This is a genomic window from Neorhizobium sp. BETTINA12A (genome assembly GCF_023006485.1).
In the GTDB taxonomy this organism is placed as follows: Bacteria; Pseudomonadota; Alphaproteobacteria; order Rhizobiales; family Rhizobiaceae; genus Neorhizobium.
This window is the reverse complement of the sequence record NZ_JALBGW010000001.1, coordinates 106,301-118,075: the sequence shown is the minus strand read 5'-3', so window position 1 is coordinate 118,075 and position 11,775 is coordinate 106,301. Positions and strand designations below refer to the sequence as shown.

General features: G+C 60.7%; 8 protein-coding genes and 1 pseudogene. 4 read left to right on the top strand and 5 right to left on the bottom strand.

The annotated features are described in order from the left end of the window. The first annotated feature begins 39 nt into the window (after window positions 1-39). Complete coding sequence (locus MOV61_RS00565) at window positions 40-2,394, top strand: penicillin acylase family protein (RefSeq protein WP_247135135.1); 2,355 nt, start codon at window positions 40-42, stop codon at window positions 2,392-2,394. Window positions 2,395-2,498: 104 nt separating this feature from the next. Here MOV61_RS00565 and MOV61_RS00560 read toward each other — a convergent pair whose 3' ends face one another. After that, window positions 2,499-2,945 (bottom strand): transposase, encoded by a 447-nt coding sequence (locus MOV61_RS00560; protein ID WP_258718732.1) that lies wholly within the window; start codon window positions 2,943-2,945, stop codon window positions 2,499-2,501. Next, entirely contained in the window at window positions 2,830-3,861 is a 1,032-nt protein-coding gene (locus tag MOV61_RS00555; RefSeq protein ID WP_247135196.1) for a LacI family DNA-binding transcriptional regulator, read from the bottom strand. The genes MOV61_RS00560 and MOV61_RS00555 overlap by 116 nt, the downstream gene beginning before the upstream one ends. Window positions 3,862-4,026: 165 nt before the next feature. Between MOV61_RS00555 and MOV61_RS00550 the strand changes: the two genes are divergently transcribed. The 3 genes and pseudogenes from MOV61_RS00550 to MOV61_RS00535 all read left to right on the top strand — a co-directional run. Next, complete coding sequence (locus MOV61_RS00550; protein ID WP_247135133.1) at window positions 4,027-4,974, top strand: dihydrodipicolinate synthase family protein; 948 nt, start codon at window positions 4,027-4,029, stop codon at window positions 4,972-4,974. A 236-nt stretch (window positions 4,975-5,210) separates the two neighbouring features. Next, the gene (locus tag MOV61_RS00545; RefSeq protein ID WP_247135132.1) at window positions 5,211-6,593 is read left to right on the top strand and encodes an MFS transporter; all 1,383 of its coding nucleotides are present in this window, start codon (window positions 5,211-5,213) and stop codon (window positions 6,591-6,593) included. Window positions 6,594-7,503: 910 nt separating this feature from the next. Next, a pseudogene (locus MOV61_RS00535) lies at window positions 7,504-7,728 on the top strand (PIN domain-containing protein); the annotation flags it as partial. Between the two features lie 372 nt (window positions 7,729-8,100). On the opposite strand, the gene purU reads toward MOV61_RS00535, so the two are convergent. The 3 genes from purU to MOV61_RS00520 form a co-directional block, all read right to left on the bottom strand. Then, a complete protein-coding gene (gene purU / locus MOV61_RS00530) occupies window positions 8,101-8,985 on the bottom strand; it encodes a formyltetrahydrofolate deformylase (protein WP_247135131.1) in 885 nt (294 codons plus the stop codon). A 113-nt stretch (window positions 8,986-9,098) separates the two neighbouring features. After that, window positions 9,099-10,181: an ABC transporter permease gene (locus MOV61_RS00525; RefSeq protein WP_247032551.1), complete on the bottom strand. Its 1,083-nt coding sequence runs from the start codon at window positions 10,179-10,181 to the stop codon at window positions 9,099-9,101. A gap of 21 nt (window positions 10,182-10,202) precedes the next feature. Next, a complete protein-coding gene (locus MOV61_RS00520) occupies window positions 10,203-11,756 on the bottom strand; it encodes a sugar ABC transporter ATP-binding protein (protein WP_247135130.1) in 1,554 nt (517 codons plus the stop codon). Between the last annotated feature and the right edge of the window lie 19 nt (window positions 11,757-11,775).

Genomic DNA, 11,775 nt, shown 5'->3' with positions numbered 1-11,775 from the left:
CCACCACGCCTAAGAAGCCATCGCGCATGAGAGACTGACATGACTGACGCCCAGGCACACGAAACCCTCCGGCTGACCGGCCTAGAAGCGCAGGCGGAAATCCGCATCGACCGCTGGGGCATCCCGCATATCAAGGCGGCAAGCGACAAGGACCTGTTCTTCGTCCAGGGTTTCAACGCCGCCCGCGACCGGCTCTGGCAGCTCGACCTGTGGCGCAAGCGCGGCCTCGGCCTGCTCGCCGCCGACTTCGGCCCTGGTTACCTGGCGCAGGACCACGCCGCCCGGCATTTCCTCTACCGCGGCGACATGGCTCCCGAATGGACCTCCTATGCGCCGGATACACAAGCGATCTGCACCGCCTTTGTCGCCGGCATCAATGCCTATGTCGCGCTTTGCGAAGCAGAGCCGGCCCGGTTGCCGCCAGAATTCGTTGTCTTCGGCACCAGGCCGTCACGCTGGCAGCCGGCCGATGTGGTGCGGATCCGCAGCCACGCGCTGACCCGCAACGGCATTTCCGAAATCCTCCGCGCCAACATCATGGCGCTTGCGGATGCGGAGACCGACCTGCTGCGCTTCGAGCTCGATCCGCCGGTTTCGCCGAAGCCGGAGGAGGGGATTTCGCTCGCCGATATTCCGCTTTCCGCGACGCGCCTCTTCAAGCTCGCCACGGCGGCCGTCACTTTTGACAAGGCCCGGCTTGCGGCAGGGCTGGACGACGTCTGGAAATGGACTGAGGTCACCGATCTCGGCGATATCGTCCAGGCGATCGCGGAGGAGGGATCCAACAATTGGGCTGTCCACGGTTCGCGCACCGAAAGCGGCCGGCCGATCCTCGCAAGTGATCCGCACCGAGCGCACGCAGTGCCGTCGCTACGTTATCTCGTTCACCTCCAAGCGCCGGGCCTCAATGCCATCGGCACCGGCGAGCCGACCGCGCCCGGCATCTCGCTCGGCCATAACGACCGCACCGCCTTCGGCCTCACCATCTTCGGCGCCGACCAGGAAGACGTCTATGTCTACGCGACCAAGGACGGCGATCCGGAACAATATCGTTACGCCGACGGCTGGGAGAAGATCACCCGCATCGAGGAGAGTTTCGCGGTCAAGGGCCATCCCGACCAGCCGATGACGCTGTCTTTCACCCGCCACGGCCCGATCCTCCACGAAAACCGGAAGATCCGTCAGGTCATCGCCATCCGCTCCGTCTGGCTGTCGCCCGGTTCGGCCGCATATCTCGGCAGCCTGTCTTATATGCGCAGCGGTTCGGTGCAGGCGTTTTCGCAGACGCTCGGGTCCTGGGGTACGCCCTCGGTCAACCATGTCAGCGCCGATGTGGACGGCAATATCGGCTGGTTCACCGCCGGTTTCACACCGGTGCGCCGCAACTGGGAAGGGCTGCTGCCCGTGCCGGGCCATGGCAGCCACGAATGGGACGGCTTCCTGCCCGCCGGCGAACTGCCGCGTGCTTATAACCCGGCCGATGGTTTCGTCGCTTCAGCCAACGAGATGAACCTGCCGGCCGACCGCGATCCAAGCGCTCCATCGATCGGACACGAATGGGCGGAAGTGAGCCGCGCCCTGCGTATCAAATCGGTCCTGCGGTCCGATCCCAAACACACGCTGAAGGGCTCAACGGCGCTGCAGACCGACATCTATTCCCGCCCGGCCGCGACCATCTGCGCCGTGCTTCAAAAAGTTGCCAGCCGTCAACCGCTGGATGACCGGCAGGAACATGCCTTAAAGCTTTTCAACGGCTGGGATTATCGTCTCGAAGCGGGGAGTGCGGCGGCGGCGCTGTTCGAAGTCTGGTGGATGAAGCACCTGCGACCGGCACTGCTGGCAAGGTTTGCACCGAACCCGACCGTCCGCCAGTTGCTGCTGCCAGGCGATGTCGACCGCATGCTGGTACTTCTCAGCGAACCCGGCGCGCTCTGGGACGCCGCCGACCGCGACTCCATGCTGCTTTCGACGCTTTCCGTAGGCTTTGCCGATTGCGAAATCCGGCTTGGCCCTAATTCGTCGGCCTGGCGCTGGGGCGACCTGCACCGCGCGCTCTTCGAACACGCGACCAGCCGCATCAAGACCGAAGGGGACCCCGACTGGAACGTCGGCCCGCTGTCCATCGGCGGCAGCCGTTCGACGCCCATGCATGCCGGTTACCGGATGGGCGATTTCGGCGTCAACGCGGGCGCGTCCGTCCGACTTATCATGGATGTCGGCGACTGGGACAATAGCGTCTGCATCAACACACCCGGTCAGTCCGGTGATCCCCGTTCGCCGCATTACGGCGACCTTGCCCACGCCTGGTCGAAAGGTGAATACGTGCCGCTCCTCTATAGCGACGCCCGCATCGCGCTGGAAACCACCCACCGCATCACACTTCTACCGGCTTAAGCCGGCGGGAGGGAGCTGGGGAGCTTCTCGGTTAGTGAGGCTTGTACAGCTCACCGCGATCAAGCCTGGATCGCCCGTCCTAATGTATAAAGACGATGCGATCGTCAATTTCGGTGGCGTCGTTTGGCAGTTAATTTGAGAATAACCGTCTTCGTTTCGCACCGATCAACGCCGATTTGGGTCATGTTGATAAAGTGGGGGAGCCAAATATTCGCCGTGGCGATCGCCAGGAATGCCGCGAATGATGTTTTGGTCTTGTCGTAGCGATGCGCGTCCCACACCCCTTGCTCGGCCCGGCGACGGAACAGAACATAGACGGAATTCCACTTTCCGTATCGCTCATGCATATCCCGCCACGGGCAGCCGATTGTCAACATGGCCTCGGCAATTTGGGTGAAGACGCTCATATGTGAGCAGATCGCTGGTTCAATCCCATCAAGAGCAGGGTTTCGCAGACGATTTTCGGGGTATGAGGGTCGGAGCCGAAATACGGATTCGATCGTCAGCTGAAATGGTGCCGCTTGTGAGCAGGTCCAAAGCGTTTGACGCAATCTGCTCGAAGGGGACCCGCAGTGTCGTGAGCGGCGTCGGAAGATGATTGACGATCGGGATGTCGTTGTATCCGACGACTGAAACATCGTTGGGTACGGATATCCCGAGGCGTGACAGGCCGGAAAGAGCACCGATTGCGGTGTTGTCGTTCACGGCAAAGATCGCCGTCGGGCGATCTTTGAGGCGCATGAGCTGCAGGGCCGCATCCGCTCCGGCGTCGATCCCGAAGGTCGACGGCACAATGCAATCCGGGCGGAGCGAGATGGCGGCCTCTTGCAGTGCCTGCCTGTAGCCTTCGACGCGCCCGCGCGAGCTGGAGGCATATGAAGGACCGGCGATCACTCCGATACGACGATGACCGAGATCAAGGAGGTGGCGCGTCGCCAGATATCCGCCCAGCCTGTCGTCGCCCACCGAAGAAAGGCTCCGTCCATCGGTACGCAACGCCAGGACAAAAGGTACCCCCCGGGCCGCGAGCTTGTCAGGAAAATCGTCATCCTCGCGGGCAGTCGAAAGGATCAAGCCGTCGACGCCTCGTTTCAGAAGAGACTCCGCAGCAAGTCTGTCGGCCTTGGGCTTGTCATCCGTCGTTGCGACAATCGCGAAGCGCCCGCTTCTGCTGCATGCTTTTGCCAGGGCTTCATAAAGCATTGCCATGACGGTATCGGTCAGCCGGGGCACGATCACGCCAACCGTCATCGTGTTGCCGCGTCGGAGGCTCGCTGCGGAGACGTCTCGGACATAACCCATGTCTTCGGCGATTTTCCGGACGCGGCGCGAAGTTTCGTTGTCGGATCGGGGAAGTCGTTCATCGAGGATGCGCGATACCGTCGATTTCGAAACGCCAGCTGCCGACGCGACATCAAGGATGGTCACCCGTGTCTGACGGCTCACTTCTCCGGGCTTTGAATCCATTTCGGTTTTTTCCATCTGCGGCGTTCTCGCGGTCAACGCGCCAACCATGCAACAAAAAAAATGTTGACTCCAGCAAAATCGGAAACGATAGTGGGAACGTTCCCATTAACGATCCCATCGCTGATCGCAAAGGCGGACAGCGGCTATCTAGGAGGAGAAAAACCTATGCCAACGATGGATCTGAGAGGTCTGAGCCCGGCACCCGTTACCGCGTTTACCCGCGACGGAGAGGTAGATTATCCGGCCAATGCCCGTATTGCCAAATGGCTTGCCGGCATGGACGGCGTCAAGAGCCTCGTTATCCTTGGCCATGCCGGCGAAGGCACGTTCCTGACCGAGGAAGAGCGCCTGAAGCTCATCCGCACCTATGTCGAAGCCGTCGATGGTCGGGTTCCAATCATTGCTGGCATCACCGGCGAGGGTACCAAGGTTGCCGCAGAAGAAGCCAAGAAGTGCAAGTCTGCCGGCGCGACCGGCGCTCTTGTCTATCCAAACCATGGTTGGCTGCGTTTCGGCTTCCAGAAAGGCGCCCCGCAGGATCGCTACAAGGCGATCTGGCAGGAATCGGGCCTGCAGTGCATCCTGTTCCAGTACCCGGATGCCACCAAGGCTTCCTACGACCTGGACACCCAGCTTGCGATCGCGACCCAGGATGGCGTCGTCGCCACCAAAAATGGCGTTCGAAACATGAAGCGCTGGTACGTCGAGATTCCGGAACTCAAGAAGGCCAACCCGAACCTGCAGATCCTGAGCTGCCATGACGAATGGCTGTTGCCGACCATGTTCGATGTCGACGGCCTGCTCGTGGGCTACGGCAATATCACACCGGAGCTGCTGATCGACCTGATCAAGGCAGGAAAGGCGCAGAACTATCCGGAAGCCCGCCGGATCTTCGAACGTCTCCTTCCAGTCACCCGTGCCGTCTACCACCGTGGTTCCCATATGGAGGGCACCGTCGCCCTCAAGCTTGGGCTTGTCCATCGTGGCGTGCTTGATCATGCCACGATCCGCGAGCCCCTGAAGAACCTCGGCGAAAAGGCCGAAGCGGAGATCTTTGCAGCCTTTGATGCTGCCGGCATCGGCCGGGTTGAGCAGCTTCTGGCAGCCGAGTGACTGAGGACGCCCCCGCCTCTCGAGCGGGGGCTCCTAGCGGGGAGGGGATTGCGGGCGCATCGGGAGTGACGTGCCGCGGTCGCACCGTCTGTCACGCTGGTGCCTGGTTAGCCGATGAGAGAGCCATGCCTTCCGGATCCACAGCGACACCATACCAAAGGGTCCCGAAGTTTAAGACATCCAACGCGTAGGTTCGACGCCAGGCTGGGAGAGTAGGCCGGGCAGAGGGAGGAAACATGAATATCGAACAACGGATGGCCGCGCCGTCGCCGGCCGTCGACACCCAAGCTGAAATCAGCGCCCGCCTAGAACGGCTGCCAGTGACCCGGGAGGTCTTCTGGGCTCGAAATATCGTCGGCGCAGCGACATTCTTTGACGGCTACACCGTCATTGCCATAGCCTATGCCATGCCGGTTCTTGTCCGCGAATGGGGTTTGACCCCGGGACAGACGGGCATGATCCTGTCGATGGGCTACCTGGGGCAGTTGATCGGCGCCATTTGCTTTGGCTGGCTTGCCGAGCGGATCGGCCGTCTCAAAGTGCTGCTATTCACCATCCTGCTCTTCGTCAGCATGGACGTCGCATGCCTTTTTGCGGCCGGTGCCGGCATGATGATGGCATTGCGTTTCATTCAAGGCATCGGAACCGGTGGAGAAGTTCCGGTCGCGAGTGCATATATCAACGAGTTGATCAGCTCGAAGGGGCGGGGCCGCTTCTTCCTGCTGTATGAGGTCATGTTTCTGCTCGGCCTCGTCGGCGCAGGCTTGATCGGCTATTTCATGGTCCCAGCCTATGGCTGGAAGGCGATGTTCGTCGTCGGCCTGATCCCGGCCGTCCTCATGATCCCGCTGCGCTGGTTCCTCAATGAATCACCTCGCTGGCTTGCCGCCAACGGCCGCTATGAGGAAGCCGACCGGATCGTCACCAAGTTGGAGAACAGCGCTCGTGCTGCCGGCAAGGATCTGCCGGAGCCGAAAATCGTAGCCGCCCCCGTCCGTCGTCGATCGGACTGGCGTGAACTTTTCCAGGGCATCTATCTCAAGCGCACACTGTCGATCTGGGCGATGTGGTTCTGTGCCTATATGGTCGCCAATGGGACGATCACCTGGCTTCCGACCCTCTATCGCCAGACATTCAACCTGCCGCTGGAAACCAGTATCCTATACGGGTTTATCACCTCGGTCGGTGGCGTGATCGCGGCCGTTATCTGCGCATTGCTCATCGACAAGGTCGGTCGCAAGCGCTGGTACACCGGTGCCCTTCTGATCGCACCGGTCCCGCTTGTCATCCTCGCTTGGCTGGGTGCGACGTCGGCAACACAGGTCCTGATCCTGGCCGGTCTCGCCTACGCCATCGTCCAAACCGTGACTTTCTCGCTCTATCTCTATTCGGCGGAAATCTACCCGACCCGCCTTCGTGCCATTGGCACGGGTACAGGCAGCGCCTGGCTTCGTCTCGGATCCTCCGCGGGCCCTATCGCGGTGGGTTGGGTCATGTCGTCGATGGGCATCCAATATGTCTTCGGCGCGTTCGCAGCGATCCTTCTCGTTGGCGCCCTGGTGACGGCCCTCTTCGCGGTCGAGACCAAGGGTCAGGTTCTGGAGGAGCTTTCGCCATGATGCCCTGATGCGTTAGCCATGAATAAGAGTAGGGATCAAAGGCTCGGCGAGGATCGCCCGGGCCTTGATCTTTCACAGTTGCACCTGCGCACGGATTGGTCATCGTTTTACCCCCCCAAGATTGCTTCGCTGTCCGACGCAAATACCGAGGCGGCGCGAGCGGCTCCCGAACCGCGAACTCGGCACGGCTTACGACGACAAGATCCCGGTCGCCCCTCCGGAAAGGTTCGCTAGCTTGCTCCAAATGGTAAAATTTGCCAGTCGTTATTCAGGTCCATACTGGACGGAAAATGATTGTCGAACGTCGATTTAGCCACGCCGGCTTCCGCGATGTTGCCGTCAGTGCCGACAGCGCGGATGGCTCCTTCGTAAAAGAGCCGGGTCACGGCGTCGAGCAAACGGCGACGGGTCGAAGAGAAACTAGCGACGCTCGATCATTCAATGCGGGTTAGTTTTTCGCGAGTGAGAGCGACCTGGAAAGTTCCATCCGACAGAAGCTCAACAAGATACCCATTGGACGTATAGTAAATAACCGCTGGGGGCGCTTGGTCGCCGGCAGAGGGGTCAGCCTCCCGTGTAGCCTCTATAACCATCACCATGGAACCTCTTTCGTTCAAGCAGCTAATCAGTTGCTCCCGTGGGCCCATCATGTCGTCCGTCCTGTTGTCCACCCGGAATGAGCTTAGAGAGCGAGCCGGCGGGGAACAAGTACAGGCTTGGAAGAGACGGCTATATTGTCCGTTAGAACACCTCGGCTTCGACGGGCGATGCTTCCAGCGCCGGTTACGCTCGTGATGCTGGCTTGAGATAGGCGGTGAACTTAACCATCAGAATGGTTCGACGGGTCGGCCTTGGGCGGCAATTCTCCCGGGCGGATGACGCGCGAGTTGCTGGGATCTGCGTTTGGAGGCTGGAAAACACAGTTCTCACAGCATTTTCCGGCCGTATTCTGCCGTTGGACGAGGCGGCAGCCGTCAAGGCCGCCCAATGGCATGTGCCCAATCCCAGACCGATCAATGCCGCCTATATTGCAGCGACAGCCTTCACCCGACGTATGAAGCTGGTGACTCGCAACATCAAGGACTTCAAGGATATGGAAGTGGCACTCGTGAACCCGTGGGACACGCCGGCCTAGGCCCATCTTCTGCGGTGGTCAGCATTGCTATCGCATCTGAGCTCGTTACGCGGTGCATATAAGAGTAGGGACCGGTCGCAGCGATCAGGCCCCAGTGTCGACGAGGGCGCTCACAAACGAGCTTCGCAACGACCTCTTCTGGGCTGCCCCACGGCGCAATCCGGAGTCACTGTGCGATGTTTCGCTCCCGCTTTACCCGCTGGCTAATCTGCAGAACTTCGTGAAGACCCAAGGCACCAGGCAGCCTTTCAGCGTGACAGGCGCGGAGCGAGACCTGGTTTGGGGTGGCCAGAAGTCTCGAGCTTCGTCTCGGCAGAGGTTTCTGCTCCAATCACCAAGGACGCCGCCCTTCGGTCGACGACAACGGTCATATTAGCCCATGCGCTCGGAGGCATAGGAACCTGGGCTTGCCGGGAAGACGACGGTGCGATGTCCGTTGATGAAGGTGCGGTGGTGGATATGGGCGTGGATGGCGCGCGCCAGCACCTGGCTTTCGACGTCGCGGCCGAGAGAGACATAGTCTTCCTGAGACTGCGCATGGGTGACCCGCACGGTGTCCTGCTCGATGATCGGACCTTCGTCGAGATCGGCGGTGACGTAATGCGCGGTGGCGCCGATCAGCTTCACGCCACGTTCGAAAGCCTGCTTATAGGGATTGGCGCCCTTGAACGACGGCAGGAAGGAGTGGTGGATGTTGATGATCCGGCCGGACATCTTCTGGCACATCTGATCGGATAGGATCTGCATGTACCGGGCAAGCACGATGAGTTCAGTGCCGGTCTGCCTGACGAGGTCCATGATGCGCGCTTCGGCCTCAGGCTTGTTGGCTTCGGTCACCGGAATATGATGGAAGGGGATATCGTGATTGACCACGACCTTCTGGTAGTCGAAGTGGTTGGAGACGACGCCGACGATCTCGATCGGCAGGGCGCCGATCTTCCAGCGGTAGAGGAGGTCGTTGAGGCAATGACCGAAGCGCGATACCATCAGCAGGACCTTCTCCCGCCTGGCGGCATCATGCAGGCTCCAGTTCATGCCGAAACGCTCGGCGATAGCGGGGAAGCCCTGTGCGAGCTTCGCTTCATTGGCCTCCTTCTCGGAGATGAAGGAGACGCGCATGAAGAACTTGCCCGTGCCGAGGTCGTCGAACTGGGATGAATCCACGATGTTGCAGCCCTGATCGGCGAGATAGCCGGAGACTGCAGCGACGATGCCGCGGGTCGACTGACAGGAAATGGTCAAAACATAGGTCTTCATGGTCATCTCGTGAATGGCCTGTGACGGCGTCATCTCAGTTGTAAGACGGGTGCATGGGGGAGGCGGCGCCGGTTGCTCGGAACCGGCACCGCCTCTGCGCCTGGGGAGGTCCTTCAGGCGCGGGATTTCTTGCGTTGACGGTGCACGTCAATGACGACTGCCGCGACGATGATCGCACCCTTGACGATCTCCTGGTAATAGGCGCCGACCTTGAGGAAGGTGAAGCCGGAGGTCACCACACCGAGAATAATCGTGCCGATTACCGTCCCGGTGATCCGCCCTACGCCGCCGGAGAGCGACGCGCCGCCGATGACGGCCGCTGCGATAGCGTCGAGTTCGAAGGAGACACCCATGTTCGGCTGCCCGGACTGGGCGCGGGCAGCGAGCATGACGCCGGCGAGGCCGGAGAGAAGGCCGGCCACGGCATAGACCTTGATCAGGTGCTTGCCGATATCGATCCCCGAGACGCGCGCAGCCTGGCTGTTGGCGCCGATGGCATAGGTGAACTTGCCGTAGCGGGTATAGGACAATCCGATGTGGAAGATGATCGCCACGACGAAAAAGACGATGACCGTTCGCGGGACGGGAAAGCCCCAGAGACTGAAGCTCTGGCCGAGCCAGGCGAAGTTTTCGTTGAGCAAAGCGACGGGCTGGCCTTCGGTATACCATTTGGCAAGGCCGCGGACTGAGACCATCATGCCAAGCGTGGCAATAAAGGGCGGAATGCCTGTCTTGGCGATAAGAAGGCCGTTCAGAAAACCCAGGAATGCGCCGAGCAGCACGCCGACCAGAAGCGGCCAGAACGGGCTGGAATCGATGAACCAGTCCAGGCCGAATGCGGCGTATTCGGGTTGCAGGAAGACGGCGCGGGCATTCAACGAGGTCTGAGCGAAGCTCGCAGCCACCATGGCGATAAACCCGACCATGGAGCCGGACGAGAGATCGACGCCGCCGGTGATGATGACCTGCGTCACGCCGACCGCGATAATCCCAGTGACGGCCACCTGCAGGACGATGATGGACAAGCGCTGCTTGTTCGCCAGAAAGCTTTCGCCCACGACGTACCAGCCGATCACTTCAAAGATAAGGGCGATCCCGATCAGGACTGCCAGGATCGAGAATTCCGGCGGAAGTCGCCGAATTTTCTTCAAGCCCGTCTTGGAGGTCTCCCCCAGTTCGTTGATGGCATCAGACATGATATCCTCCCGACTGTGTCGTCAGCGCGACGCCAGCTCCATTATCTTGACTTGATCGGCTTCGGCTCTGTCCAGGATGCCTGTGACCCGCCCCTCGTGCAGCACGACGATGCGATCACTCATGCCGAGCACCTCCGGCATCTCCGACGAGATCATGATGATCGCCACACCTTGGCCCGCGAGCTGCGAGACCAGCCGGTGGATTTCGGCCTTGGCGCCGACGTCTATGCCGCGGGTGGGTTCGTCGAGAATCAGGATCTTCGGATTGGTCATCAGCCAGCGACAGATCAGCACCTTCTGCTGGTTGCCACCCGACAGGTTGATGATCGGCTCCCGCATGTCGGGCGTGCGGACCCTGAGGCGGTTGGCCATGTCGGTGGCCGCCTTCCGCAGCTTGTCCTGCTGTACGAAACCGAGCTGCACATAACGCTGTTGCAGCACCGCCATCTGCGCGTTTTCCTGGATGTCGAGCAGCAGGAAACAACCGGTCTCCTTTCGATCCTCCGTCAGAAACGCCATGCCGTGCGCCATGGCGACGGACGGCGAGGAGACGGTCAATTGCTTGCCGAAGAGCTCGATCGTCCCGGAACTTGCAGGCGTCACGCCGAAGATCGTCTCCGCGACGTTGGACCGGCCCGAGCCGACGAGGCCGGCAAAGCCGAGGATCTCACCGGCCCGGAGATCGAAGGACACGTCGCGGAAGACGCCGTTCAGCGTCAGCCCTTTTACCGACAGCACGACGTCGCCGATCTGCGCCGGTTCTTTTGGGAACATTTGAGTGATCTCGCGCCCGACCATCATGCGGATGATGTCTTCGCGGGTCACCTCCGAGGAATTGCAGGTCGCAACGTACTTGCCGTCGCGAAAGACGGAGAACTCGTCAGCGATCTCGAAGAGTTCGTTCATCTTGTGGGTGATGTAGATGATGCCCTTTCCTTCTCCGCGAAGCGAGCGGATGATCCGGAAGAGGTGGTTCACCTCCCTTTCGGTGAGGGCTGATGTCGGTTCGTCCATGATGAGGACATCGGAATCGAAGGATACGGCCTTGGCGATCTCGACCATCTGGCGGTTGGCCACGCTGAGCTTGCCGACCTTGATTTGTGGATCGATCTCGATCCCGAGGCGCTCAAACAGCGCGCCCGTCTGACGGTTCATTTCGGCATGGTCCACGATACCGAAACGCCCGAGCGGCTCACGGCCGATCCAGATGTTTTCCGACACGGTCATGGGCGCCATCAGATTCAGTTCCTGATGGATCATCGCGATTCCGTTCTGGAGCGCGTCGAGCGGATTCTTGAGACGGATGTCTATGCCACGCAGTTTGAATGAGCCGCTGTCGGGCGTGTAGATGCCGGCGAGGATCTTCATCAGCGTGGACTTGCCGGCGCCGTTCTCGCCCAGGAGGGCATGCACCGTCCCGCGTTTCAGCTTCAGCTGCACACTGTCCAGAGCAACGACACCTGGAAATTCCTTGCGCACGTCCTCGACTTCAAGAAGATATTTGCTGCCCGGGACAGCGCCGCTCCTGCGAACGGCCTCCATGGTCTGCGGACTGATGATGCGTTCAGCCGACATGGCGGTCCTCCTCCACGAG